24 protein-coding genes and 1 tRNA gene are annotated in these 25,322 nt (G+C 47.8%); 5 read left to right on the forward strand and 20 right to left on the reverse strand.

The window, feature by feature from the left end; translation table 11 throughout:
- Positions 1–116 precede the first annotated feature (116 nt).
- Both DUE52_RS11095 and DUE52_RS11100 read right to left on the reverse strand, forming a co-directional pair.
- Positions 117–959, reverse strand: coding sequence for a transglutaminase family protein (locus tag DUE52_RS11095; RefSeq protein ID WP_114406080.1), 843 nt, complete (start codon positions 957–959; stop codon positions 117–119).
- A 36-nt stretch (positions 960–995) separates the two neighbouring features.
- Complete coding sequence (locus tag DUE52_RS11100; protein ID WP_114406081.1) at positions 996–1,721, reverse strand: proteasome-type protease; 726 nt, start codon at positions 1,719–1,721, stop codon at positions 996–998.
- Between the two features lie 252 nt (positions 1,722–1,973).
- Between DUE52_RS11100 and DUE52_RS11105 the strand changes: the two genes are divergently transcribed.
- The 3 genes from DUE52_RS11105 (at position 1,974) to DUE52_RS11115 (ending at position 4,222) form a co-directional block, all read left to right on the forward strand.
- Complete coding sequence (locus tag DUE52_RS11105) at positions 1,974–2,648, forward strand: NUDIX hydrolase (protein ID WP_114406082.1); 675 nt, start codon at positions 1,974–1,976, stop codon at positions 2,646–2,648.
- Positions 2,649–2,775: 127 nt separating this feature from the next.
- Positions 2,776–2,847 (forward strand) — tRNA-Arg (locus tag DUE52_RS11110).
- A gap of 106 nt (positions 2,848–2,953) precedes the next feature.
- Positions 2,954–4,222, forward strand: a complete 1,269-nt coding sequence (locus DUE52_RS11115; RefSeq protein ID WP_165840913.1) for a site-specific integrase — start codon at positions 2,954–2,956, stop codon at positions 4,220–4,222.
- A 226-nt stretch (positions 4,223–4,448) separates the two neighbouring features.
- Here DUE52_RS11115 and DUE52_RS11120 read toward each other — a convergent pair whose 3' ends face one another.
- The gene (locus tag DUE52_RS11120; RefSeq protein WP_114406084.1) at positions 4,449–6,398 is read right to left on the reverse strand and encodes a DUF262 domain-containing protein; all 1,950 of its coding nucleotides are present in this window, start codon (positions 6,396–6,398) and stop codon (positions 4,449–4,451) included.
- A gap of 75 nt (positions 6,399–6,473) precedes the next feature.
- On the reverse strand, positions 6,474–7,076 hold the full coding sequence (locus DUE52_RS11125; protein ID WP_114406085.1) for a master DNA invertase Mpi family serine-type recombinase: 603 nt from the start codon (positions 7,074–7,076) through the stop codon (positions 6,474–6,476).
- A gap of 189 nt (positions 7,077–7,265) precedes the next feature.
- Here DUE52_RS11125 and DUE52_RS11130 point away from each other — a divergent pair, with 189 nt between their 5' ends.
- Positions 7,266–7,601, forward strand: a complete 336-nt coding sequence (locus DUE52_RS11130) for a hypothetical protein (RefSeq protein ID WP_133299810.1) — start codon at positions 7,266–7,268, stop codon at positions 7,599–7,601.
- A 38-nt stretch (positions 7,602–7,639) separates the two neighbouring features.
- Here DUE52_RS11130 and DUE52_RS11135 read toward each other — a convergent pair whose 3' ends face one another.
- The 6 genes from DUE52_RS11135 to DUE52_RS11160 all read right to left on the reverse strand — a co-directional run bounded on the left by DUE52_RS11135 (position 7,640) and on the right by DUE52_RS11160 (position 17,161).
- Complete coding sequence (locus DUE52_RS11135) at positions 7,640–9,049, reverse strand: hypothetical protein (protein ID WP_114406087.1); 1,410 nt, start codon at positions 9,047–9,049, stop codon at positions 7,640–7,642.
- A complete protein-coding gene (locus DUE52_RS11140; RefSeq protein WP_133299811.1) occupies positions 9,049–13,410 on the reverse strand; it encodes a phage tail tape measure protein in 4,362 nt (1,453 codons plus the stop codon). The genes DUE52_RS11135 and DUE52_RS11140 overlap by 1 nt, the downstream gene beginning before the upstream one ends.
- Before the next feature lie 71 nt (positions 13,411–13,481).
- Complete coding sequence (locus tag DUE52_RS11145) at positions 13,482–13,925, reverse strand: M15 family metallopeptidase (protein ID WP_133299812.1); 444 nt, start codon at positions 13,923–13,925, stop codon at positions 13,482–13,484.
- Positions 13,926–14,136: 211 nt separating this feature from the next.
- Positions 14,137–14,664, reverse strand: coding sequence for a hypothetical protein (locus DUE52_RS11150; RefSeq protein ID WP_114406090.1), 528 nt, complete (start codon positions 14,662–14,664; stop codon positions 14,137–14,139).
- Positions 14,665–14,666: 2 nt separating this feature from the next.
- Entirely contained in the window at positions 14,667–16,697 is a 2,031-nt protein-coding gene (locus DUE52_RS11155) for a DUF5977 domain-containing protein (RefSeq protein WP_114406091.1), read from the reverse strand.
- Entirely contained in the window at positions 16,694–17,161 is a 468-nt protein-coding gene (locus DUE52_RS11160; RefSeq protein ID WP_114406092.1) for a hypothetical protein, read from the reverse strand. Before DUE52_RS11160 ends, DUE52_RS11155 begins: the two co-directional genes overlap by 4 nt.
- A gap of 269 nt (positions 17,162–17,430) precedes the next feature.
- Here DUE52_RS11160 and DUE52_RS11165 point away from each other — a divergent pair, with 269 nt between their 5' ends.
- Complete coding sequence (locus tag DUE52_RS11165) at positions 17,431–18,747, forward strand: HEPN/Toprim-associated domain-containing protein (protein WP_114406093.1); 1,317 nt, start codon at positions 17,431–17,433, stop codon at positions 18,745–18,747.
- 28 nt (positions 18,748–18,775) lie between these two features.
- On the opposite strand, the gene DUE52_RS11170 is transcribed toward DUE52_RS11165, so the two are convergent.
- The 10 genes from DUE52_RS11170 to DUE52_RS11215 all read right to left on the reverse strand — a co-directional run bounded on the left by DUE52_RS11170 (position 18,776) and on the right by DUE52_RS11215 (position 25,085).
- Entirely contained in the window at positions 18,776–19,621 is an 846-nt protein-coding gene (locus tag DUE52_RS11170) for a hypothetical protein (protein ID WP_114406094.1), read from the reverse strand.
- Positions 19,618–19,878 carry a hypothetical protein gene (locus DUE52_RS11175; RefSeq protein WP_114406095.1) on the reverse strand — a complete coding sequence of 87 codons (261 nt, stop codon included), beginning with the start codon at positions 19,876–19,878 and terminating at the stop codon, positions 19,618–19,620. The genes DUE52_RS11170 and DUE52_RS11175 overlap by 4 nt, the downstream gene beginning before the upstream one ends.
- A gap of 22 nt (positions 19,879–19,900) precedes the next feature.
- Positions 19,901–20,263, reverse strand: coding sequence for a hypothetical protein (locus DUE52_RS11180; RefSeq protein ID WP_114406096.1), 363 nt, complete (start codon positions 20,261–20,263; stop codon positions 19,901–19,903).
- Complete coding sequence (locus tag DUE52_RS11185; RefSeq protein WP_133299813.1) at positions 20,250–20,573, reverse strand: hypothetical protein; 324 nt, start codon at positions 20,571–20,573, stop codon at positions 20,250–20,252. The genes DUE52_RS11180 and DUE52_RS11185 overlap by 14 nt, the downstream gene beginning before the upstream one ends.
- A 264-nt stretch (positions 20,574–20,837) precedes the next feature.
- Positions 20,838–21,515 carry a hypothetical protein gene (locus tag DUE52_RS11190; protein ID WP_133299814.1) on the reverse strand — a complete coding sequence of 226 codons (678 nt, stop codon included), beginning with the start codon at positions 21,513–21,515 and terminating at the stop codon, positions 20,838–20,840.
- The gene (locus DUE52_RS11195; RefSeq protein ID WP_114406099.1) at positions 21,434–22,240 is read right to left on the reverse strand and encodes a hypothetical protein; all 807 of its coding nucleotides are present in this window, start codon (positions 22,238–22,240) and stop codon (positions 21,434–21,436) included. Before DUE52_RS11195 ends, DUE52_RS11190 begins: the two co-directional genes overlap by 82 nt.
- A complete protein-coding gene (locus tag DUE52_RS11200) occupies positions 22,237–22,467 on the reverse strand; it encodes a hypothetical protein (protein ID WP_114406100.1) in 231 nt (76 codons plus the stop codon). Before DUE52_RS11200 ends, DUE52_RS11195 begins: the two co-directional genes overlap by 4 nt.
- Positions 22,464–23,468, reverse strand: coding sequence for a DUF6712 family protein (locus DUE52_RS11205; RefSeq protein ID WP_114406101.1), 1,005 nt, complete (start codon positions 23,466–23,468; stop codon positions 22,464–22,466). Before DUE52_RS11205 ends, DUE52_RS11200 begins: the two co-directional genes overlap by 4 nt.
- A complete protein-coding gene (locus DUE52_RS11210) occupies positions 23,458–24,774 on the reverse strand; it encodes a phage portal family protein (protein WP_114406102.1) in 1,317 nt (438 codons plus the stop codon). Before DUE52_RS11210 ends, DUE52_RS11205 begins: the two co-directional genes overlap by 11 nt.
- 2 nt (positions 24,775–24,776) lie before the next feature.
- Positions 24,777–25,085: a hypothetical protein gene (locus DUE52_RS11215; protein ID WP_114406103.1), complete on the reverse strand. Its 309-nt coding sequence runs from the start codon at positions 25,083–25,085 to the stop codon at positions 24,777–24,779.
- Positions 25,086–25,322: the final 237 nt, after the last annotated feature.

A 25,322-nucleotide genomic window follows, 5' to 3' on the forward strand; every position in this document is an offset into this window, starting at 1 on the left:
GCCTGATTATTAAATAATTACTCAATAGTAACGAATGTATAATCCTTTTAACCATCCACCCATTTCCAACCACTCAGCCATTGAAACAAAGATAACTCCTTTTTCCGATCCTCAGTCTATTCCATTCCGGTTATCGAAACGGTGGTCGTCATGGTCGAGCGGGCCTGCCCCCGAAACGCACCGGCTAAAGGTGCCAGCCGATCGTGGAAAAAGGATGCCGCCAGAAAAACATGGTGATTGATGACCACCGAGCCCTCCGTCGGATCGAAACCGCGCCAACCCGCACCGGGCAAATACACCTCGGCCCAGGCGTGGAGTTCGTGGTCCTGCTGCGGATTACCGTATAAATACCCGCTCACAAACCGGGCGGCCAGCCCAATGCTCCGACAGGCCGCAATATACAGCACGGCATAGTCGCGGCAGGACCCTTTGCGCGAAATCAGCGTCATCTCGGCAGACGTCGCCGGCCCTTCATCGCGGGTTTCATACACGAAATTGTTGCAGATCGTCGTGCAAAGGTGCGATAGAAACGGTACGGTTTGCCATTTCGCTTCCGACGCGATCTGCCGGGCATATTGCTCGACCAGCGTAGTGACGGCGGTTCGTTCGAGATATGGTTCCAGCATTTTCCGGTCGGCGTCCGAATAATTGAACGGAATGCGCTGCGTTTCGAACGGAAACAGAAAAAAGTCGTAGGCGTTATACAGGTCCGATTCGATTTCCGTTTCTGCCCTGACAACCAGCGAATTGGTCTGGCTGGTGAAATAGATTACCTGCTGCGTATTGCCTTCGATATCGACATTGCTGACCAGCTTGCTGGGTAGTGGGTCAATGTGCAATTCGTAGCTATTTAACCGTTGGTGCGGGTAAATTTTGGGGTATAAATACAGCGTATGCGGTTCCAGAGATACCGCTGCGGAGTAATCATACCGGAGTTCATGCCTTACCCGAAGTTTCATTGGTGCGTAGAGGTGGTTAACGCGTGGCTTTCCGAATTACAGTATTTTATCAAATATGGGATTCATCCAGGCCGTTGGGAGTTTACGAACTGAATTATTCAGTAACGCGCTCCACTGGTTCGACACGCCTTCCATATCTTCTTTTTCGAGTCGGTGCTCGGTCAGGTGAAAACTATCTTTCGCGTAAACCACCACATCGAGTGGATAATCCACATCGTTTGCGCTAACCCGCGTGGCATCGAAGGCCAGAAAGCCCATTTTCAGAGCGTCCTGCAGGGAGGATTCGTAGGTCAGATTCCGGTACAAAAGCGGTTTTCCGTAGCCCGAATTGCCAATGATCTTGAACGGAGAACCGTGGTCGACTTCCACCCAGTTTCCTTCCGGATAGAGCAGAAAAAGTTTGTGTTCTTCGTCGTCTTCCAGTTGCCCGCCCACGATGGCGTTCAGGTTAAAGTGCATGCCGGAAGCTTCCAGCGCGGCTTTATCTTCAATGGCCACGCGCCGGACCTGCTCACCGAAGGCATTCACCGCCTTATACAGTTTGTTGAAGGACCGGTCTTTCTCCCCTATCACTTCCCGAAAGTAGGTGATGGCCTTGTCGCGGACGGAGCGTAGACCTGAGGTCATGATAAACAGAGAGTGATTTTCCAGTTCGTGAACCGAAATCTTACGATTACTCGAAACTTCGGAGCCGGAGGTAAGTCGGGTGTCGGCAATGGCGACTAAGCCGGAGGCTACTTTGATACCTAAACAATACGTCATTGAATCTGTAAACTACAAGCTATGGCGAATGGCAAATATACACGTTTCCGAAATTTGACCCCCGATTTAAACCGGTTTTTACAAAAACAACTCGTTTTTGTTTTGGCAAGACGGTAGAAAACAGCAAAAGATCTGGTCTGAATTAAAATTTGCCGGACTTTAAAAAAGGGTTTGTTACTTGCATATCGGATGCGGTACGGGCACTTTGCCGGGTCGCAATAACCGAAAACAATCCCTCCAAAACGAATAAATATGAAAAAAGAATCGCTGGCTGATGCGCCCAAATACCGGTTCTGGAAACAGCAGGCCGAAACCAATGGCCTCATCATCAACAAAATAGACGAATTTTACATCCGCCGACGCCACAATGGCGAGGTACTTTTCGCGATGCTGGAAGTGGATGCCAACACGCCGGAAGGCGACAAAATACCGCCCGCGCTGTTTCTGAAAGGCCACGCGGCTTCGGTGCTGGTGTGCCTGATCGACCAGGAAACGAAAGACAAATACGTAGTGCTGGTGCGTCAACGGCGGATCTGCGACGGCTCACACACCTACGAACACCCGGCGGGTATGGTCGACGCGTCCGATGACCCGCAGGAGGTGGCCGCCCGCGAGGTGGGCGAAGAAATCGGGCTGGACGTAAAACCGGAGGAGTTGACCAAACTCAACAACCGGCTCTGGTTTCCCAGCACCGGCACCAGCGACGAAGCCATGCATTATTTCTTCGTGGAGCGTGAACTGCCGCGCCAGCAGATTATGGATTTTCACCACAAGGACATGGGCGTGGCCTCCGAATTGGAACGCATCACCACCGCCGTAACGACCTTGCCCGAAGCCCATAAGCTCATCACCAACATCAACGGGCTGCTGATTCACTTTTTATACCTCCACGCGGTGGGTGATTATGACACCATGAAGTTGCTGTAAGTGAGGGAGAAAGGTGCCAACGCACCCAAAAAAACGGGCAAATGAATAAAAAAGAAAAAGCCGGGCTTGCGAAAAAGGAGTAACAATCACTATATTTGCAACCCGAAACGGGCAGTAGCCCGCGAATGGACCCGTAGTTCAATGGATAGAATTTCGGTTTCCGGTACCGACGATAGGGGTTCGAATCCCTTCGGGTTCACGAACTAATGCAAAAACGCCTTATACAGCTTGTATAGGGCGTTTTTCGTTTCCGAATAGCGTTCCGAATGGGATTTAATACCACCCTTTTTCCTAATATGATCCTAATGGGAACGACACAGAAGTATGTTAAGAAGCTGATTATCAAGGATGATTATTTAAAGAAAGATGGCACGTCACCTCTTTACATTTATGTCAATGTAGACGGCCAAAAGGATCGGCTTTCGATTAAATTATCGTGGCCACCGGCATTTTTCGACAAAACGGCCGGTAAGATTTTACCCCGAACGAAGAATGATAAAGACTTTTCAGATTATCAATTAATGATTGATTCAGAGATCGGGAAGGTGAATGAAATCTTCAAAGAATATCGCTTGTCGGGCAAAACGTTAACAATAGAAGGCCTGTTTCGTGATTTCCATAGCTATTCATCCAGAAAGGATTTTTTAACGTTTTCGCTGAAGGATGCAATGGAACGGCATAAGCGAAGGAAAATCGAACTGACCAGCCGAAACGCCCACATCAGCAGTCTAAATAAATTCAGGGACTTTCTGAACTATGAAAGTTCTAAGCTTAAGAAGAAAAGCAAAGAAGCCGCCGATGATGATTCGACCGAAATCCAGCTTCCTTTTCACGCTTTAACACCCAAATTATTAGAGAATTACCGGGCCTGGATGAAGGCGGAATGTGGCAATGTTCCCAGCACCGTCGAAAACAATATGAAAAATATCAGGACGTACGTAAGGCGGGCGCTGGCGGCCGGTAACGTTTTTGATGATCCCTTCAAAGTTGTAAAAGTTACCCATCCGGAAACAAATCCCAACGTTCTAACGGAAGAACAACTTCAGGCTTTAATGGCAATTTTCCGAAATAGTTCGATCGTTGAAGCCTGGAAAATAGTACTACGCCATTTTCTCTTTAGTTGCTTTACCGGCCTTCGGATTTCAGACGCCAAAGCGGTAAGCCACGAAAATATAAAGGGTGACTGGCTGGTAATTATGCCAAAGAAAACAATGAGATACCATAAGGTTATCCGGATCCCGCTTCACCCGATGGCCCGCGTCCTGATCACGACTTCCCTGGGGAGTTTATTTGAAACCTATTCAGAACCGTACACAAATCGGGTTTTAGACAAAATTGGACAGGCGGCCGAAATTGATTTTAAAGTCACCACCCACACCGCTAGGCATACGTTCGGGACTTTATTTATTGAATTAGGTGGCGATGTGGTCACACTGAAGGAGTATATGGGCCACGCCAATATTCAAACGACAATGAAGTATGTCCACCTGAGCGAAAAGAGAAGAAAGGAGAAAATTAACGTGTTTGACAAACTCTTCAGAAAACCCGACGATGACCTGAAAAATACCGCTTAATATAAAGAATTGCCGTTTTCTAGGTAGTTAGAAGGCTTTTCGTAGTGAGAACCCTAACTTTAACGCATTACCAATTAAAGGATGAATGCTGTAAGATGGCCCATTTTATGGGCCATCTTCTTTTTGAAATGATTTCTACCAATCAAACATTTCAAATCCCATATTACTTTAATAAATTTCCAATTGAAATAGGGCTTTTATTAGTTACCCTTTTTGAATATATTAATTAGGGATTTAAAAACTCCAAATTTAGGATTTGAACTTTTGACGCGTAATCTCCAAGAGGAATTTGCCATCTTTGCTCTGCAAATTCTAATAATCTGACACCTCTTTCAAGTATATCCTTGGGATTCCACTCGCTTAATTTACTTACTTCATTTTCAGAATATGAACCGTAGCGAAACCCCACTTTATTAAGACTATTATCAATCTTTTCTTGAAAGCATTTATTCTGCAAACTTGAATTTTTTGGTCTTGATAAAGGAAGTAAGTTCCCTAATGAGTTATTTAAAATCCTCCTCTGCTTAATTGTATAAATATTAAAAGAGTTTTTCCAACAATCTTCTTTTGGAGTTTGCGGATATATGTGCTCGACAGTTATGAAATCATCTTTCTCATTCGAGTATTCCAACCAATCGATTTTAGTCCTTTTTGTCTTACTTTTATCTTTTATCGACAATTCATATTCAAATAGGAAATACCTTATTCCTGCCCAGTCATAAAACCCTTCACCCCCAAATTTTTTTCTAAGTTCAATTATAAAATCCTTTTGATTAATTTTTTCCTCTATATACTCATTTATTTTCTTTTCTAAGTCAACTACTGTTAAATCTCCTTTAGCAACTTGAATTGTGTATTTGTTAAATTCAAAGAATGATGGCAAAATTCGAAACTCAGATAACATAAAAATAAATGAAAGTCTTTCAATTGCAATTAGTAATTTAATCCGCGTCGATTTATGAGGCTTTTTTAAATAACAAATAAGTAGTAAAGGTGCAAAATGTTGCATACCAATCCTGTAAAGTTTGTCTAAAAGTAACTTCTCTTCATCTGAATAATCCTTTGTAAAAGTAGGATTATAAACATTGAACCAAATTTCGACACTTTTTTGTAAGCTTTCTATATAATTATTAACATCATTGATTGTAAGCTTTTTATCTCCTTCATAATTAAGATTTTTCAAACTAAATTTATGTTCAAGTAAATTTTCTTCATATCTATCTCTAAAAAAGGTTTGTATCCGCCTGAGCCTCATCCAACTTTGATTTGCATCACTAGGAATTTCATTTCCAAAATATATCATATAATGATTCATTAAGAAAAAATCATCCTTGAGTGGTCTTTCTTTATTTCTACCAAGATAATGATACACTGCTTTCCACGAATCATTTACCCTTTTCCTAAGTTGCACCTTTTCACTTTCATCAACTTCAAATTTTGTAGAAATATATATTAACCTATTCTTTAATAATTCCAAGTTTGAAAGTGGTTTACCTCTATTATTCATTGTCTCGAAGGCAACAAATACATCAATATCAGATGTTATAGAATATATATTATACAAAAAATTTTGGGTAATTTTTCTAAAAACAACCTCTACTTCACTTTTATTAAGTTCTTTTAATTTTTCTTTAAAAAAATCTTTGGCAAAAAGAAGATTGTGGGTATATATCGTTTCTTCTTTCAAATAAGATGGCCCTGAATTTTCAAGAAAAATTTTAGTTTTTAGAAATTCATAACTTGGGTTATCTCTCTCATAACCAAAAATATATGATCTTGATATCCCACCATCTTTAGAATCAAAAATATATCGCTTTCTTATTTCATCACTTGTGGAATAATTCAATGTCTCTTTTCGACTTATTATTTCTGTAATTGCCTGAATTAGAATAATAGTTGTAGTAAGCCGTTGCTGACCATCGACAATATAATAAGGTTCAAAACTTTTAGATTTAATAATCCATTTATCATCATCCCACTTGTCAAAATTTTCAAAAGGAACTTTTTCTAAAGTAAGAACGCCTACATAATGATTTTTATCATTTTCTAGTTGAATAATATCATTCCAAAAGTCTTTTAGCTGTTTTTCAGTCCAAGCATAGCCTCTTTGGTAATCAGGAATCCTATATAATCTTTCTGTAAAAATTCTAGAAATTGACTGTAGTTGGTTATCCATAAATATATATTGTCAAAATTGTAAGTTAAAAAACACTAAAATCCAATTATAAGTCTAAAATATTTCGGTGCTATATTATTGACTTAAGCTTCTAGTTTTAATAAAATCCGCCACTGTCTGGCGATTCACGCCTAAAATACGGCCGATCGCTGAATGGCTCACTTGAGTCTTCAGCAGTTCCCTAATCGCTTCTTCCTTCCCTGTTAATTTGGTGGCCACCGATCGAGATCCTACCGGCCGCCCTAAAACCTGCCCTTCAGCTTTCTTTCTCTCCAGACTTTCTTTTGTCCGTTGGCTGACCAGCTGGCGTTCAATCTCGGCCGACAGGCTGAAGGCGAACGCCAGGACTTTACTGGATATGGTGTTTCCAAGTTCGTATCCTTCTTTGATAGCAATCACCACCGCATCCTTCATCATGCAAGTATGAAGGATCGACATAATTTCCATCAGAGAACGCCCGATCCTGGATAGTTCCGTTACATACAGAACGTCGCCTTTTTTCATTCGCTCCAGGATTTCGCCCAGCTTGCGATCCGTAGCCGCCTTTGTTCCTGATATCGTTTCTTCGATCCATTCATCCACCAGCTGTTTTTTGGCGTCCGTGGCCTTCAATATCTCGAAGCGTTGATTCTCGACTGACTGCCGATCCGTTGAAACCCGTATATAAGCGTAGATCATTTGAGACGTTTAAGCCCTATTTTGGCAGGTGCTAGGTTAAACCCATTTTCAATATTAAATCTAACAATTTTACCCTGTTTTAAAAGCATTTACTTTACACAATTTTAGCCGACAATAAACGGCCATTTAACTTATACATTCTAATAGTGGAACTTACACTAGGACATATTTGTACTATCCATTGCCAGATTGGCAAAAACCATTTTTTATAACATAAAAGTTAATGATAGTATTATGAAAGCTGTTAATACGATTGCGGACAGGTTAGAAGTGATCCGTGAAAAATTGATCAAACTGGAAGAAATGCCTGTTGCATGGGGTCCAGAAAAAGTGAACTTTATAGATGTTGGTTTTATTGAAGGAGATACTATTCGCGTTGATCTTTCTAAAGGATTGACCATTTATGTAAAGGTTGATAACAATGGATACCAAACCATAAGATATTCACTTTCAGATAGGCATGAATTTTTGGATCCGGCAAATGCTGAACTAACCTTAAATTCAATAAGTGCAAATTTAATTTAAAGTTAAGGCCTGGCAAATTCCCGCCAGGCCTTAATATTTTATACCCGCCACAGTTCCATTTCTACCGGTATTACTTTCTGATCCTTCATCAGCGCCACTTTCTTCGATCCTACCAGGTAGTTCACGCCTTTGATGTGAACCTTATTCCGGAAGCTAAAGGTGGCCAGATCGGCGGGCGTCAAATACACCACTTTGTTTAATCGGAACGTCGATTCCTTAAACCGTTCAAACCGTCGATAACCGGCATCCACTAAATTACTGGCCCCGTTCCAGATCAGGCTTCGGGTTCCGCTGGTATGGGTCGCCGTGGGCTTGCCGCTTACTATTCCATTCCAGAACAAAACCTTCGGAGCGCCTTTGTTCTGGCTATCCTTGTTATTCGGGCTGATCCCTGGCTGGCTGGTCATGGCCAGGCCCGAAACCGGATTCTTAAGGTAGGTCGATAAACGGGATCGGATCGATAGCACCGATCCGCCTTCGTTGGCCACCGTTTCCGGCGTGATGTACTTATCCATCAATGGCGGGATCGGCTTCATTAAGGCATCATTAGAATCGAGTTCATACCCTAATTCTAAGCGGTTTACGGTTTCGGGCGTTTTCGTGTGGCCAGGATCCGCTTTAGTAGTCCAGTCCAGCAAACAGGGAGCCACCAGAATGTCATCCACGAAACCGATATCGGCCACTTTCCGCCGAACGTCGAAATCCAGATACAGATTAAACAGCTTCCGAAGCTCGATCAGTAGGCCGCCACAAGTCAGATCCGGAAGGTGATTAGCGGGAAAGATCGCCGAAGCGCCATCCAGCGAATACAGATTCGCCAGGATCAGCCGCGCCAGATCCTGATCATCCAAAAAATCGCCCTGGAAGCGCCAGCCGGTTTTTAAACCAAATTGCTCCAGCACCCACCGAAGAAAGAAGTGGGGAACCCTGGCTTCGGCGGCAAAAGTGGACGTTCCCGAATCGTATTTGTTCATTACTCCAGTAAAAGCCTGGTTCCCGTAAAAGCCGGGATTTTCGATCGATGGAAAACAGTACGCATCGGCCAGGTGATTGGCGGCCGCCACCGGAGCACCAGGCAGCGCCAGCGAAGCGAAACCGATTTCCGACAGCGCCAGCCCTTGCAGATCGCCGAATATTTCGCCCAGGTTTTGCGTAAAATACAGCGTTGTCCCCCCTTCGGCCGATTGCTGGATTTTTACATATCCTTGTTCGATCACCTGGCTATCGACGTACTTTTCACAGAAGTAGCGTCGGTTCGTATAACCCGCTTGCGGATCATAGAAATAACCCAACACCCGGCGATTTAAAGGCGTATCCGGAAGGGAAAAACTGTTCACTCTGGCCCCTTGCACCGTAGCAAAGTCTAGGATCGGATTATACTTTTCCAGGGTGATCTGGCTGGCCGGATTCAGATCCACCGAATAGCCTTCGATTCTGATATCAAACATTACACTAAGTTGCTGGCACCGGCCACCACGTTAATATTATTGAAGACGTTCACAAACGTCTGTACGCTAAGATCTTTAGAAGCAATGCGGGCCAGGTAGCCGTTCGCCGTGTTTTCGATTCCCGCCAATTGATCCAGCTTCGTCCGGATGGTTAACGCCAGGTAGTCGTTCCCCCCTTGCTCGGCTTTGATCAGCCGATTCAGCTGGGTATCGATCAGGCTAGAAAGAGATGCACTATTCATGGCCATTACCATCCGCATCATCATTAACTGGCTGGAAATCATCTTTTGGGTTTCATCATTCTGGGCCGCCAGTCCCGCCGTAAATTTCCCGGCGAAAAAATCCTGAAGTTCCGCCATTCCCAAAACCATCGCTTCCGTGTTGTCGGCGATGGCTTCCATCATAGCCTGACTTTTAGCGATTTCTTCATTTGTGGCGTCCAGGCTGGCCGAAGCCGATTCCGCGCCCGCTGATCCATTCCCTGAAGATCCATAATCAGCGCCCGAATCACTTCCACCACCGCCACCGCCGTCGGATAGAAAATCATCCACATTGTAGGAAATCCCACCCGATTCGTACTTTCTCCAGCCGGGTGCTCTGGGAACATAATCCCCGTACGTGCCGCCATCCTTGAAGATTTTCGCCCCGTTCTTGTGCATACTGGCGTTTAAAAGCATATCGATCATCGGGCCATTGTTCTTTCGGGTTTCCCTGGAAAGAACCATAAAAGGTTCGCCACCTTCCGCTTCAGCCACTTCCATCCCAGTCGCCCGATCAATCATCGAAATGCCGCCTTCACCGGGCCGGGATCCGTGGCGGCCGCCCTGAAGCACCCCGGCATTTTTAAAGTGGCCAGCGCCAATTTTGCCCCCATCTTTAAATGTGGGTGGCGATTGCTTTTTAATCATCGCCACCTGGATCGCCGTGGCCACAGCCGCCCCGGCCACACCGATCAGACCCAACGGCCAGCCCAGGGTGGCCAGCGATTTCAAAGCCGCCTGAGCACCGTTTACGATCGCCATCGTAATGTTCAGCGCCTGTTCCCGTTTCCAGGCCTTCAGCTTTTCTTCCTTGATTTTGGCGTCCGCTTCCTTCGTCAATTCCAGTACTTTTTCATCGTACTGATCCTTGCTGATCACCCCTTTATCATATTGGTCTTTCCAGGCGGCAAGTTGCGTATTTTTCTCTTTGGTGATTTTAGCCACCTGGCTATCCAGATACTTCTGGTTTAATTGCTGAAGTACTCCGATCACCTGGCCCGCCACCTGAAGCGTTTCTTGGCCTTTCTGGGTGAAGTCCTGAAGGGCTTTCTGGTTCTTCGCTTCTTCATTGGCCAGCTTCTTATTCAGGATGTTCATAAAGCCGGTAAAATCGCCATTCATCAGCCCTTCCACCGCCGAAAAGAACTGTTTCTGGTTCTCCAGGCGTTGGGCGGTTTTCTCGGCCGCCAGTGCTGTTTTTTCCGCTTCGTACCGGATATCGTTGGATTTCAGTTCCGCCTTCAGCCGATCATCGATCGCTTTATCGGCCTGGGCGCGTCGATCCGTATCGGCGATCAGTTCCGCGTTTTTGGCTTTTTCTTCGGCCGCTTCGTTGGCCAGTTTTTGTTTGTTGTAATCGTATTCGGCTTTTAACCGATCCAGCTTCGCATCATAAATGGCCTGGGCGTTATTCTTCGCCAGCGATAGATTCAGATCCGCATTGGCCACGGCCGCCTGGAACTGGGAATCGAAAAGCTGGCGTTCACCGGCCAGTTCTTTTTCCCGCTTTTCCTGATTCTTCTGGGTTTCCTTCTGGCGCTGGGCGTCATTTTCCAGCTGGATATCGCTGGAAAGTTTTTTGTTGATCAGATCGATCGCCGTGGCTTTTCGGGTTTCGTCGGTGATGGTTCGGTTTACTTCGGCGATGGCCTGGGCCGATTGAAACCGCAATTCTTCCAGCTTCCGTTCGTGCTCATCGGTGATCATACTGATCAGCAGCTTTTTCTGAGCATCGGCCGCGTCCTGATCTTCCTTCGTTTTCTTGTCCCGATACTCTTTTTCGATGGCCGCCTTCCCGGTTTCGTACGCTTTATCGGCCGCTTCATACTGGGCCAGCTTCAGCTTTTTATCCGCCACGCTTTCCTGGATCTTCTGCTTTTCCTGATCCAGTTCAAATTTCAGCTGGGCGATTTTTCGGGTTTGTTCGTCAGCAATGGCCGCGATGTTGGCTTTCGTGGTGGCGTCGATAGCTTCCTGGTTGGCTTTCCGTTTAGCTTCGGCTTGCTGTTTTTCATGCTCCTGGCGAATCTTCTGATCGTTCGACAGGTAGCCCGCGTTATCCGTCGCCATCGTGGCCAGGCCGCCCTTATTGGCCAGGGCCGCATCTGCGGCCGACTGGGTTCCCCCGGTTTTGCTGGTGGCCACCTTTTTATCCACATGGCTTTTGTGATCCGATTCGATCAAAGCTTGTTCGGATTTGATCTTATCCGAATAGCCTTTCCCGTAGGCTTCGGCGATTTTCGCCCCGCCACCACTCCAGATTTTAGCCGCCCCGGCGAAGTCCAGATTTTTCAGAGCCGTTCCAAAATCACTTACCAGTTGAAGACCAGTTTTCAGGGCTTCCCAGACGCCCGCAATACCCGCCCGAAGTGGCTGGATATTATTGTACAGCAAGCTAAACCCGGCCACCAGCAGCGCCACGGCGGTAATCACCAAACCGATCGGGTTCATGCTCATCACCACGTTCAGCGCCGTTTGTGCCGTCGTTACCGCACTGGTGACAATGGCCCGCCCTTTTTCAGCGGCCGCCAGGCGAAGCGAATTTACTTCGGCCAGAATCGCCTGGGCGTTGAACGTCACCAGGGCCACCGCCAGCGCCCCGAAGGCCACCTTATTATCATTGATAAATGACGGAGCCGCCCGAATCGTATTGACAAACGTTAACAGCGCCGAACCGCCCGCCAGCACCACCGGAATCAACGCTTTCCCGAAATCAACCGAAAGGCTTTTCACCTCTTTTCCCATTTTATCCATCTGGGCGGCCGCTGTTTCGTTTTTGGTATTGAACTCTTTGGTTAGGCTGGTTCCTTTCTCCATTTCCACCGAAGCCAGCTTTTGATATTTCGTAACCAGTTCGGTCTGATCCCGTAACAGGGACATAACTTTCGTTGCTTCCTGGGATTTGATTCCCATATCGGAAAGTCGTTTCGCTACTTCATCAGCCGGAACCCCTTTTAAACTAACCGCCAGATCCATCAGGAATTTGTTCGGGTTCGTATTGATCAGGTTCTTCATCTGGGTTTCGGTAATGCCCAGCTGGGTCGCAAACGTGGCCGTATCTTTAGCCGCCGTTAATAGGATATTCGACAAACCACCCGCGCCAATTTCGGCCGATAAGCCTAATTCCTGAAGGGCCGCGCCCAGGCCCATCGTTTGGGAAATTTGCGGGCTTAAATTGCCCAGCTGACCCATTCGGGCCGTGAAGTCGGCCACCACCGGAGCCGTGGCCGAACCGGCCGCGCCCAGGGCGTTTAAAGCGGATCCGATATCGTTGATCGCTTCGCCCGCTTTCATATCTTTCGTTTCCCGAAATAACTTCTGAAGCGTACCGATTGAACTGGCGACTTCTTCCGCCCCGCCCGTAAACTCATCGCCCAGGGCCACCACGGCTTTATCCACCGATTCGACAAAACCTAAAACGTCCTCTTTGGCGATCCCCAACTGGCCCGCCACTTTGGCGATATCAGCCAGATCTTCCACCGCGGTACGGGTGTCGATTTTATCGATGGCTTCCATCAGTTCTTCCACTTTCTCGATCGGCTGATCGGTGGCTTTGGCGATATCAGCCATTGCATCCGACATTTTGGCGGCCGATGAAATGGATTCTTTGCCGAAGCTGATCACTTCTTCGATGATGTTTTCCAGGCTGAAGGCCGCGAACGTACTGGCGAAGCCTTCCTTCATTCGATCCAGGGCCGACGTACCATGATCCACATGGGTACGAAGGGCGTCCATTTCCTGGCCCACCTGGCGGATCCGGTTATCCACACCATCGACTTGCTTCATCTTGTCGATCCATTCATCGGATCCCACTTTCAGATCCTTCAGTTCCGCGTTCAGCTGGCGGCTTCGGGCGGTTAATTCCCGCATGGACGCATCAGAAAGATCGATGGCGCTGGTAAATTCTTTAATCTCGGCTTTCAAATCGGCCTGAAGGACTTTCAATTCCTTCCAAGCTTCGGTTCCTTCTTCGCCCGCTTCCTTCATTCGCCGAATTTCTTTATTCACTTCGGCGGCTGATTTCTGAAGTTCTTTTAGGGTGGCATCACCTTCATCCCCATCGATCAGCAGCTTTATTCTACTTACTTCAAAGTCGTTCATGGCTATCAAAAAAAAATGCTTCCGACGAACTTCGCCGAAAGCATTTTTCAATCATAGGACGTTATTCTACCCTATTTTTTGGCCAGCAGTTCCCAGCCCGATCGCTCAAAGTGCGGAGCGTCTTTAATGGATTTGAAGGATCCACCCCAAACAATTCCCGGCGTTTTCATCACCAGATTAGAAAAGGCTTTGAAAATATCGGGATCCCAATCCAGCGAACCGTTCGGATTTCTAAAGGCGATATCGAAGGCCAGGGCCGGTAAAAAATTGTGTGCCGATTGCCCCGCCCTGGCGTTCGTTACCCGTTCATCCGCTTCATCAATTTTCCCATCGCCATCATTATCCTTTTTATCCGTGGGCTGATTGAACAAAGTGGTTTGTTCCGCTGGAGGCCGGTACGTACACGTAATAAAGGGCTGGGCGAAGGCCGCAAATTTAATTTTCCATTCGCCTTCCGCTTTGCCGAAGGCGTACGCCAGTACAGGATCCAGATCTTCAATTCTACGCGAAGCCATTTTAAAAGCGTTTAAGTTCGGGCTGAAGATCCGAAACCGGAATTGTACCCGAAAGGACACAAAACCGCTTGCTTCCAAACGCGAAAAAACAGAACATTCTTTGGTGGCGACCAGGCCGCAGCGGCCCGATCTGGGCCAGATCCGGCGCTCGAGCAGCTCGTCGACGACGTTTTTCTATGAACGCCACCAAAGAATGTTCTGTTTTGGGGTTTTAGTGATCTTCCTCAAATTTGCGGGCCAGGTACGGCGATATCAATTCGGAATAGCGTGATCCTAACTGTTTTTGGGCCTGTTTGATCATTTCCATTTTTCCGGCATTGTACCACGTTCCCCGGTAGCCCCGCTTCACCGATGGCACCTTTCGGCGGCCGATACTGATCGCCCAGGCGATTCGCCTGGCTGCATTGGTAACGGTCGGAACCGACTTCCCTTTGTAGCCCATTACGTAGGCGAAGCGATCCAGGCCGATCTTTTCCACAAAGAATTCCATCGCATCCACCGGCGCGTTATGGGAATACCGAAGCTGGGCCATATCCTTAAACCGGCCGTACTGGCGGAAGTCGATTTCAAGCGCCAGCGTCGTCGCCGTACGAAGGATGTGATACTGAAAATCCCGCTTCAGCTGATCGGTTAGCACCAGGCCGTATTTCGTAATGTGTTCCTGGAAGCGTTCGATGGCATCTTTGGCGATTTCCTGAACCAGATCCGCCAGGTCGTCATAAATCTCGTTGATATCCATGTTTAGACAAATCCGCCGTGGGTGAATTCCAGATACACTTTATCGCCCGAAACACCATCCAGGCCAGCGGTAAAAAACAGCTTTTTACCACCACTGGCATTATACGGAATTAGCGGATAGGTATACCGCAATACGCCATTCACGTACACTTTTACCGCGCCGTATCCGCCACCCAACGGGCTTTTCAAAAGAAACTTCCAGATTCCCGGCGTTTGCAATGGCAAATCTAAATCGTTGGTATTCATCGGATACACGTTCGGGCCAGGCGTCATTCCCCACAGGTTTCCCGCCTTTGGTGGCTGATCGTAATAAATGTAAAAATTCACCGGCGAATTCGATCGGTAGTGAAAGCAACCCACCGGCACCGCCCAGGTGTAGTTTTCAGGGCCGGATATACAGCTTCCATTCAGATCGGCGTAAGCCTGGGTATTGAGCCGCGCCCAGGCGTCGGCCGCTTTGGCGTCGGCGTCGGCCTGGCTGACTTCGCTCCCGTAAGCAGCGGCCGGAATGGTGATCGTGGCCGGGCCGCCAAACTGGCCCGCCGGACAGGTTTGGCGAAGGTAGGTTCCCACCTGTTCAATTAGCACATTTTCAAATGGCGAAGCGAGACAGCTGGCCGATTCGACTGGCGAAAGATAGCCTTCCGTTCCGGGAACGTTGGCCTTCAGCGGAACACCCACCACCTTTTTATCATCGTCCAGGCAATATTTTTCCAGTACGGATACTTGCATCAAACCGGTTCGTTTGCCATCGCCATCCACCAGGCAAGCCGTGGCTTTAGGCCGCCAGCCGGTCGGCCGCTGGGATAGGGCCGAAACGGCCGGAAGCTGGGAAAAATTACGGCTGACGTTGCCGAATTCAAACAGCAACATCCGCCCGATCAATTCTTCATCATCGACCTTCGGCACTAGCTTTTCATCCAGTGGCACCAGCGGGATCATGGCCCGGTCGGCCACCAGGTAGACTTCCTTCGACAGCTGGAGTTCTTCCAAATACCGAAGACCATCCGCCGAAAGCCAGCCCGTGGCCACCGACAGTTCCCGAACGCCCGTAACCGAATTGATCACCCGTTCCGAATAGGATGGCAAAAACTCCCAGCCATTAAAGCGATCGCTGATCGAACGGTTCAACTTTAGGCCTTCCTGGCCCTGGCCGGTTAGGCAAAGCGTATCGAAGCCGCCCAGGCTATTCGCAAACATCAGAAAGCGAATATTCCGCCGATATTCCTGATCCATCAGGAATTCACGCTTTTCGCTGATCCGTTCATCGTTTTCATTAACCAGCCAAACCTTATACGACGTCACCGCTTTTACTTTCAGATCCAGGCCCAGGGCTTTCGGGCCGACTGGCACACAGTAGACTGTATACGGAAAGACGTTTTCCAGTTCGCCAGAAACGCCTTCATCCGATGTCAAATCGCTATAATGGGCCTGGTAAACCGTCCGGATCTTACCCGGCGATGGCGTAAAATTGGTTAGGAAGTACAGGAATTCGGGCTGATCGGCCTGGATGGTTTTGGGATTGGCCGCCCAGGTCAGAAACCGGCGATTCAGGCCGATGAATTCAGTAAAGAATTGATCCTTATACTGGGCGTAATCCACTTCGGAAATACCCGCTTTAACGATGTACTGAACGGGCTGGGTTTCGCGGAAGATCTCTTCGCCATCATCTTCGATCGACAGAATGCAATAGTACGGCATCGCCAGGCGATCGGCCACAGAGATTTTCGACTGATTGAATTCCGGCGCGGTTCGCTCCAGTAATGGATCCAGCTGGTTCTGGATCTCGAAGAAAGCGCCCTGGTATAACAAACCCGATCCGGCCGATACGGGTGGCTGTTCGGCCGCTTCCAGGCGAACCAATTCTTTGAACGTTCCGGACAAATAGAATTCGGGAATCATCACCGTACAAAAATACCGAAGATCCCGCCGAAGCGGATACAAATCCGGATCGGCGGCTTCGATGTTGACCACGATGGGATTCATCGACAGGCGGGCCGGTAAAAAGGTCTGGGTGGCTAAATAATCGATCATCGGAATAAGCGCGTGTTGATGTTAAGATCCAGTTGAACTTCCATCCGAAAGCCGTAATGGGCATCGATCCACAGCTGATTAATGGATTCCAGTTTCAGCGTATTCAAATCGAAGTGAATCAAGGCCTGATTATTATCCTTCATCAGTTTCGACATCAAATCGATCAGGATGGCCAGGCTTTCGGCGTAGGCGTCGATTTGCTGTTCTTGCTCATCGATGGGCGCTTTGATCAAAATGGAAATTCCGGTAAAGTAGCGAAGGCATAGGTGGCCCGCGCCATTATCCGACGGCTGTAAAACAGGCTGTTCCAGCCAGCAAAACGGATAATCGAATTCGGGCAGCGATCGGGCGAACTCGATTCCCTTTTCGACCGATCCGAAACAGAAGAATTTGATTTCCGGCGTAGCATCCGCCCAGGCCTGGAAGTAATTGATATACGATTTTAAATCGCCGACGATCATCATACGAATGGGTTTTTGATCGAAGATCAGGAACCTGATTCTTACCCGGTAGGACACAAAAATGTAAACAATGTTGGCTAATCTAGTAGATTATTGTTCTGTTGAATTTAAATTGACTGTTTAATCAGTAGCCGCACATATAACTAGAGCTTTTGAAGCTCATGAAGCGCAACAATTCTCCTGAACATTTTGAGAATGTATGCATACAAGATGATAGACTTTTACCCAAGATTAGAAAATAAATTACAAAATCCTGTAAATCAGACTATTAAATGAGCAAATATATAGATTTGAGTATAGGAAAGATTCTAATAGGATCCTTTAAAATCAATTTTGATCTTGACCTGCTATCATTATTTGATCGTTCAGACATTGTTCAACATTATTCTACCCTAGAAGAGGAAGGTTTAGTAGAGGAATATTCCCATAGAGCGATAGTTAACCCTCACCTTACTGTTTTTTATTTTAAATCTTCTTTATCAATAATTAAAGATAGGCTCGAAATCATGGGCTATACTAGTGAAGTGGCAAAAGAAGGATTTAATAAAAGTATAGAGTACCTTGTCTCAAATCGTGAGTATGAGATAAGCAAAGAGGATTTCATAGACACCTCTGATCAATACCCGATTAGTTTTTTCACTCAACTAACAGTAGAGAAATGGCTGGATAAGTTTAAATATATAGCCTTTGATAGAGATAAATATGATACCATCAACACAAATCACAACTCTAATGAAGATTTATTAGAGAGTTATATTGCTTCAAGGCAATGGTTTGGATACCCTGGCAACGATATCTTAATTTTCTTAAGACTTGTAATAGATTTTTTTGATCCAAATGACCAACTCATTTACAATTTTACCGAGTACTTGTATGACCAGGTTGACGATGAGTATGAATTTATTCATGAATTGGAAGCTATTGCTTCATCTCCAAAAAGTTGCATCATTATCACTGAAGGTTCTTCAGACACATGGATAATCCAGAGATCTTTAAAATTGCTTTATCCAGATTTAAGTAGATATTATAAATTTTTAAAATTTGACGAAAGTAATTTTTCAGGTGGAGCAGGAGCGATCGTTAATCTAATTAAGGCTTTTATTGGGGTTGGAATAAATGAAAGAATTATAGCTTTATTTGATAATGATACGGCGGCAGAAGACAGTCTTAGAGGAATAGGCTCTATAAACATCCCTGAAAATATAATTATTTCAAAGTATCCTGATATAAAAATAGCCAAAAATTATCCAACTATGGGACCATCGGGAATCGTTAACATGGATATAAATGGATTGGCTGGCAGTATTGAAATTTATCTTGGAAATAATATACTTCAGGATGAAAATGGAAATTTAACTCCAATCATGTGGAAAGGCTATAATTCAACATTAAAAAAATATCAAGGAGAATTAATCGATAAGAACAAATTTCATTCAAAAATAGACAACCAACTTAGTTTATGTGAAAACAACCCTGCTTTAATTGCCAACTTCGACTGGAATGATATTGATATGATTCTGAAACAACTTTTTACATCGTTTCATAAACTTGACCGAACCATCATTTTAGAAAACCTATATGCTGACTAAACAACTTTATACAGTATTTAGATTGAATTTATATATTGGCTCGTTCCGCCCTCTGATTGGCGCGTTTAATTTTCAGATTGTTATCCCGCAGGAATAGCCAAACCGTATGCCCGTTCTGTTTACAGACGTTTTCAAAGTCACCAAATACGCCCAGCTTGGCGATATCCATAAACGTCGTAACCAGGCCTTCCCCGTTCTGATACAGTGGCGTTTCATCCTGATCTTCCGATGGCTCATAGGCCAGCTTATAGCCTTCTAAAAACCGGTTGTTCGTAAACTCGAAGTACTGAAGTACGGACATCACTACGCCCAGCGGCAAGTTCTTATCCTGGAAGGTTTTCGCCCGTTCATCGGATAGAATCGTGTTATACAATTCCCGCGAATCGCCATTCCAATCGGTTGAAGATCTGAACGTTTCGGTGTCTGGGCGAATCGGCCGGCAAAGGGTGGCCACCAGTTGGAACACCGCCTGGATCGATGGCTGATCCTTCCGAACATAGGCGATATAATTGATATTGGCCATTGCGATTTCGATGGCGCTGGTATTACTAAAGCCGCCTTCCGGTAGAAGATACGTAACACCGTCAAAGGTGAACGAATCGAATGGTTTCGCCTGGATCTTCGTGGTAAAGATCCAACTGGCCAGCCGCATCAGCCGCCATTTCTGGCTGGCGTTTAATTGCTCCAGTAATTTTTCCGAAGCCGACAGCAGCACTTTAGCAGCCGCGAATTTTAAAAGGGCTGAAGATCCTGGCGAAGCGGAATCCGGATCCACCAGCTGAAGCGGAAGAAGTGCCTGGAGTTGTTCCGGCGTACATTCCGCCCAGGCTTCAGGCATCGTAAACGATTTTGTACCGATTTGAATGTTCTTCATCGAAGGAGTTGAAATAAGGTGATACCGGCCAGGATCCGCCAGGCCCAGGCTTCCAATTGAAGCTTTTTCCGCCGATCGGCTTCGGCCACCACGGCCACCTGGGCTTTCTCCAGGCCTGTCTTCAGCTGGGCTTCATTGGCCTGGCTCACCACCAGGATTTCTTTACAGGTTTGAAACCGGGCCTGGGCGATGGCGGCCGATTCCTGGGCGAAGTCACCACGGATCAGATCGGCATGGATCCGCCTGGCATTTTCCACGAATTCCGCCCGAATGGTGGAATCAGTTTCGGCTTTTATACCGTTGATTGATTGCCCGCATAGATTCGACCAGGGAAAGGCGATCAGCAGAATCCAGCTTCGCTTTTTTACGTAGTTCCAGAATTTCATTCGCTTTATCTAAAAGTAGAAGATCCTTTTCCTTCAATTTTTGGCCGTACTCAATCGACAGGCGAAACGCTTCATCCGCCCGAACTTGCCGAAGCAGTTCCACCCGTTCATCCTGGCAGGTCTGAAGGCTTCGCTGTTTCAGGAAGTAACCCACCGCCCAGCCGACCGCTGAAACCAGGATGGCCAGCCCGATTTCCCAGGCGAATCGGCGGCCATCCTGGCGAATGAATTGGCCCAGGATTTTATACCAGGCCATTCGCTTTTTGCTCGTTTAATTCCTTCAGACCACTTTCGTCCAGCGTCAAGCTGGCCACCGTGGCGATGGCTCCCGATGCGAAGCCCACGATTTCAATCGACAGGATCAGCCAGACCGGAACCGTCCAGCCCAGGGCCGGAAACAGCTGATCTTTTGCACCCACCAGAAACGCAGATAGTACAGCCAAGTACACACCGGCTGTAATTAGAGGGCGGAAGAACGGGCTGGCGGGCTTGGCGATCCGGAACAGAATTTCCCCGAAGTACTTCTTCAGGAAGGGCATCGACTGGAGTATTTTTAAAATCTTCATTGGATGAAAGTTTAACTGGTGAATTGAATTGGTAAGGCCGTTTCCCTGGGCGATCCGGATAGTACGGCGGATCCGGAAGGGTGTTTTTTCGCCTGGGCCTGGGTGGCGGATCCGCTACTGGAAACCGGCCATAACTCGGATCATTGGCGGATCGGATTACCACCAACGCCAGGGCCGCGCAGGCTATCACCATTAAAGCGCCCAGGGCAAACCCGATCTGACTAAAGAGAACCATCAGATCGGCCAATTCTTTGAAAAAATCCTTCATAGTGTCGTTTGTTTTAGGTTTTTCCAGTATGGGCCGATCCAGTTGGCGATCGCCTTGATCTCGCTGGTTTTGCGGAAATTGATGTAACAGCCACCCTTCGTTCCTTTGCCGCCCGTGGTATTGAAGCCGATACATTTCACGCGATCATCTTCTTCCGGATCATACCGATCCTGGGCAATGCCTTCGATGTGGCTGGCGAACAGCGAAACGGCATCCATCCGCCCCGGTTTCAATCCGATCCGCTGGTTTCCGCGTTGGTTGCGTTTGTAGATGATGGTCTTCGCCTGGCTAAAGTAGGATCGAACCATTCCCACCCCGCGAACCGGCAAGAGCACCGAATTGATGGCGTGAACGTAGTAAAAGGCACTGGCGCAGTAGTGGGCGTTTTTAGGCAGATTGCTAAACCGGTTAATGGCCGAAATCCAAACCGCATCATTCCGATCGGTTCGTTCCGTTTTCCCGATAAAGGTGTAAGCCGAATCATACACCGCCTGGCGAAGCTGGGCTTCCGACTCAAATCGAAGCGGCCGCTTCGTGCCACTGGCTACTGGAGCCAGCGCCGAAGCGGCCGCCGATTTCTTGGTTTGCGCGTTTACGGTTTGACCGAATGCGATAAGGCCAGAAAGAATAATAAGCCTAAACAGAAAATGGTTGTGATAAGGGATCTTTGCCACGGCGTTAGTTCTTCGTTGAATTCGGTATAAAAATCCTTCTTCGAGCGCAGAACTGGTAGGACGTAAAAACCCATAAATGGAACGATCAGAAACAGGATCGCCAGCGCCACCGGCAGATCCGAAAACACCACCAGTTTTTCAAAAAAGAATTTCTGAATGCTGGTGATATCGTACGGCTGAAGGTGTTTTTCCACCGGAAGTTTTTCGTTCAGCCCCTGAATGTAGGTCTGAAGCCCGATAAACTGGCGGTAACAAAACGCGATGGCCGCCAGGATCCCCACCACCTGGAGAAGCGCCACCACCGGCCGTTTCAACAGCGGAAGCCTGGGCTTTTCTTCACCCCGATCGGGCTGGCTCTGATCCAGTCCCAATTCCTGGCCGATCTCAAACGCCCGCTGTTCATCTTCCCGCGCCAGGCGTAACAGCGTCCGTTTTTCTTCTTCGTCGGTTTCCTGGCGGGCAACAGCGCGAAAGTTTTCGGCATCCATCAGATGGGTTTCGCGCACTTGTCCCAGCCGGGCGCGTTGGGCCACAATCTCGGATTGTTCTTCTTCCTGGAGCCGCAACAGATCCGCTTCGGCGGCCTGAATGGCTTCCTGGGCTTTCTGGCGCTGGGCGTCCAGGGATTCGGACTTCATCCGGTTCGGCTTGAACGAATGGCCGTTCATGGTCGTTTTTTGGGTTTCCGTGGCCACAATCGGGCCGCTGGCGTTTTTAGTTGTCATTGGTTTGATTGTGATTTTAACCGGTTGAAAAAGACTCTTAAAATGGCCACAGCGGCCAGGTAACAAAACAGGCTGAAGATCATTAAGATCAGCCAGGCGATCGGCAACCACACCGGCGCAAACAGCCAGATCCAGCCCAGGCTGATCAGGCCCGTAAACTTTAGCAGGATGGCCACCAGGAAGGTAAATTCCAGGCCACCGATCAGAAATAAGGCTTTAAAGCTCATAGCGTAAAATAGGGATTGGATGGATCGTTTTTCGGCCGCCGAACGTGGCCCGATTCAACCGGCGCGACGTACAAAGCGGAAGCGTAGTAAAGCGCGAAGACCGTGGGCGAAGCCTGGGCGTTCAGGTAGTTCCGGAGTTCGGCGGCTTTTTCGTGGCCAGCCGCCAGGGCGTTGTTCCGGATAATGTTCAGCCGTTCACCCGACAGGGCGTTTTCGTTCACGATCCCATCCGTTTCCGATACCAGGCGTAGATCCGTATTCATGTTCAGATACGGAATCGCCAGGCTGAAACCAAACTGAACCACGGCTTTCCGGGCCAGCGCCAGCACTTCTTTTTCTTCCGGCGAAAACAGCACTTCCGGAGCCGCCAGTTTTCCCTTCAGGTAATTTTCAAAAGCCGCGCCCAGCACCGGCCGGATGAATTCTTCTTCGGCGGCATTGAAATAATCCCGAATCGACAGATACAACCGGCGGCTTTTCTGGATGGCCGGGAAGTATTTCGTGGCTTCGCTGGCCGAACTGATCAGCTGGCTTTTCTGGATCAGAAAAGAAGTGGATCCCTTCCAGGTCGGAAACAAATCGGCCTTCCATTCCAGCCACGCAAGGGCCGCTTCCAGGTAGCGATCGGCTTTTTCCTGGTGGCTCTTGCAGGTGGCCACAAACAACCATTTGGGCATGGCCTGGGTGTTGGGAACCGAGTTCATCACCATGCCGCCATCGCCCGTAACGGTGATCAGCGAAGGCATGGCATCTAAATAGGCATACCAGGCCAGCGCCATCCGAAGTTTATCCTTCAGTTCTTTCTGGGCCGCATCCAGGCCCGCCGTGGGCTGGGAAAGTTCATCGTACAATTCCTGACCGATGGCCGGTATAATAAACGTGAGTTCCGCCCCGGCCACGAACGGCTTCCAGGTCTTCCAGTCCATCGTTTTCTGGATCCCGCCCAGGTATTCCTTCAGGCCGCCTTCATCGCCTACGGTAGTCGTTTGGTTAAACAGCATCGCCTTCGTTTGATTTATCGGTTTCTGAATTATTGGGGTTTTGCTGGCTTCCGCCTGGCGTCACATCGTAGGTATACAGCGAGATATTACGGATATCGAAATCCATTTCAGCGGGCCAGGCGTTGATCCGTTTGGCGATGTAAAGCACCTGAAGCAGAATCAGCCGATCGACGTACGTTAAAAACCCTTGCTGGTAATTGGCGGCCGCTTCCAGTTCTTTCCCCGATCCGCCCAGCTTGCCGCCCGTATCGATCCCCGCCAGCGTTGGAAGAACACCGTGGCCGCTGGCCTGGGCCACGTTCGCCGTATTAAACAGACTCATATAGGCATCATCCGACATCGTATTTTTCAACGGCGTAATGACCACCCCCGCCAATGGCTGGCCGGTTAAATTGCTGGAGTGAAACGTAAACAGGGCTTTTTCGGCGTTGTCGGTTCCCGCCAGGCTCTCCCCCATTTCCTTCAAAACCGATTCCTTCAGCGCGTTTTTTTCGTCGTCGGTCAAACCGTCCTTATCGAAATACGTATCCGGAATCGAAATGTGGTATTTGATATTATACCCATTGTCCAGACCGTTATCGTGAAACTTCGGGATCTTGTTGGCCACCTTCGCCCAGGATTCCGTAGACCACCATTCCGGAAACGAATAGTAATCCTGGCCGGGCATCTTATCCATCAGCTGGAGAATACAAACCGGATACTTCGTCGGATCTTTCGGATCGAAGGCTGGAATGGTTTTCGTATCAGCGGCTTTATAGGCCTTCGTTCCGAAATTGGGATTCACCAGGAAGGCCGACTTTTTCAATTCACCCGCCTTCAGTTTGCGAACCCGGCATTTAAAGGCATCGATGATTTCCACCGCCACCAACTTCTTCGACAGATCCAGCGTCAGCTGAAGGAATCCGTTCGCGCAAAAGGAATACTGAAGCGCCAGCGAAACGAATTCCAGATCCCAGCCCACCAGTTCTTTCCAAACCTGGAATTCCGGATAAACCACCGGTTCAAACCGCGTCGGCTGGCCTTTGATCTCCTTTCCCGCGTGGGTATACACGCCCAGGCCGGTCGTGAAATCCCGGCGCGTTTTGATCAGTCGCCATTTGTTGGGCGATTCGCTGGCCAGCTTGTGCATTTTGGTAAGCTGGTCATCTTTCGCCCCCCAGGGAACGTACTCCGATCGGGATTTAAAGCCCGCCCCGGCCGTGTGGGTTGTGATATCCGCTTCGCCGAACGTCACCAGGGCCGCTTCCTTTTTTGAGCCATAGCCCAGGGTATAGACATTATTCGACAGCTTCCGAAAATTGGTCATAGTTAATAATTGTGAAAAATTTTGTAGCCATTGTACGCCACCAGCAATTCGATTTTGACTTCAAACGTTTGGCGTTTCTCGCAGTCGTAGAGCAGCAGCGCCCCGGCCTGGTTCATGTTCCGGCGAATCGAATGAAGATCCTTTTTCTGGCCACTTTTATCGGCGGGAACCGTGGCCTTCGATGGGTTTTTCTTCACCTGGCCTTTAAAGCTGATCGATCCATCCAGCTTCCGAAATTTCAGGCTGAAGACGGTTCCGGCTTCCTGGATTTCGTGCAGTACGGTTTTAAGGGTAATTGTTCGCTGATCCATCGGCTTTTCTAAGTCGATACAAGGATAAACCACCTGATTCGTAGCTGATAGGACGCTTTTTCCCCTGTTTTTGGGCCACCATAAAAGGGTTTTGCAGTCACGAAAAAGGCGATCCACCTGATACAAAATCAGTTAGATCGCCTTTGATCAAAAAAATGGTGTTCTGTTTCCCGATGGCTCATACCGCCCTTTACCGCCGACCGCCGTGGCGGTATCTGAAAAACGGAATATAACTTC

Source organism: Larkinella punicea (genome assembly GCF_003334855.1).
Taxonomy (GTDB): Bacteria; Bacteroidota; Bacteroidia; order Cytophagales; family Spirosomataceae; genus Larkinella; species Larkinella punicea.

Coding starts and splice junctions, on each gene's coding strand:
- DUE52_RS11145 (WP_133299812.1), bottom strand. CDS start 13,925: ATGGCTTCGCGTAGAATTGAAGATCTGGATCCTGTACTGGCGTACGCC.
- DUE52_RS11100 (WP_114406081.1), bottom strand. CDS start 1,721: ATGACGTATTGTTTAGGTATCAAAGTAGCCTCCGGCTTAGTCGCCATT.
- DUE52_RS11160 (WP_114406092.1), bottom strand. CDS start 17,161: ATGATGATCGTCGGCGATTTAAAATCGTATATCAATTACTTCCAGGCC.
- DUE52_RS11140 (WP_133299811.1), bottom strand. CDS start 13,410: ATGAACGACTTTGAAGTAAGTAGAATAAAGCTGCTGATCGATGGGGAT.
- DUE52_RS11195 (WP_114406099.1), bottom strand. CDS start 22,240: ATGACAACTAAAAACGCCAGCGGCCCGATTGTGGCCACGGAAACCCAA.
- DUE52_RS11185 (WP_133299813.1), bottom strand. CDS start 20,573: ATGAAGATTTTAAAAATACTCCAGTCGATGCCCTTCCTGAAGAAGTAC.
- DUE52_RS11205 (WP_114406101.1), bottom strand. CDS start 23,468: ATGCTGTTTAACCAAACGACTACCGTAGGCGATGAAGGCGGCCTGAAG.
- DUE52_RS11135 (WP_114406087.1), bottom strand. CDS start 9,049: ATGTTTGATATCAGAATCGAAGGCTATTCGGTGGATCTGAATCCGGCC.
- DUE52_RS11165 (WP_114406093.1), top strand. CDS start 17,431: ATGAGCAAATATATAGATTTGAGTATAGGAAAGATTCTAATAGGATCC.
- DUE52_RS11155 (WP_114406091.1), bottom strand. CDS start 16,697: ATGATCGATTATTTAGCCACCCAGACCTTTTTACCGGCCCGCCTGTCG.
- DUE52_RS11180 (WP_114406096.1), bottom strand. CDS start 20,263: ATGGCCTGGTATAAAATCCTGGGCCAATTCATTCGCCAGGATGGCCGC.
- DUE52_RS11200 (WP_114406100.1), bottom strand. CDS start 22,467: ATGAGCTTTAAAGCCTTATTTCTGATCGGTGGCCTGGAATTTACCTTC.
- DUE52_RS11150 (WP_114406090.1), bottom strand. CDS start 14,664: ATGGATATCAACGAGATTTATGACGACCTGGCGGATCTGGTTCAGGAA.
- DUE52_RS11215 (WP_114406103.1), bottom strand. CDS start 25,085: ATGGATCAGCGAACAATTACCCTTAAAACCGTACTGCACGAAATCCAG.
- DUE52_RS11210 (WP_114406102.1), bottom strand. CDS start 24,774: ATGACCAATTTTCGGAAGCTGTCGAATAATGTCTATACCCTGGGCTAT.
- DUE52_RS11120 (WP_114406084.1), bottom strand. CDS start 6,398: ATGGATAACCAACTACAGTCAATTTCTAGAATTTTTACAGAAAGATTA.
- DUE52_RS11095 (WP_114406080.1), bottom strand. CDS start 959: ATGAAACTTCGGGTAAGGCATGAACTCCGGTATGATTACTCCGCAGCG.
- DUE52_RS11125 (WP_114406085.1), bottom strand. CDS start 7,076: ATGATCTACGCTTATATACGGGTTTCAACGGATCGGCAGTCAGTCGAG.
- DUE52_RS11170 (WP_114406094.1), bottom strand. CDS start 19,621: ATGAAGAACATTCAAATCGGTACAAAATCGTTTACGATGCCTGAAGCC.
- DUE52_RS11105 (WP_114406082.1), top strand. CDS start 1,974: ATGAAAAAAGAATCGCTGGCTGATGCGCCCAAATACCGGTTCTGGAAA.
- DUE52_RS11115 (WP_165840913.1), top strand. CDS start 2,954: ATGGGAACGACACAGAAGTATGTTAAGAAGCTGATTATCAAGGATGAT.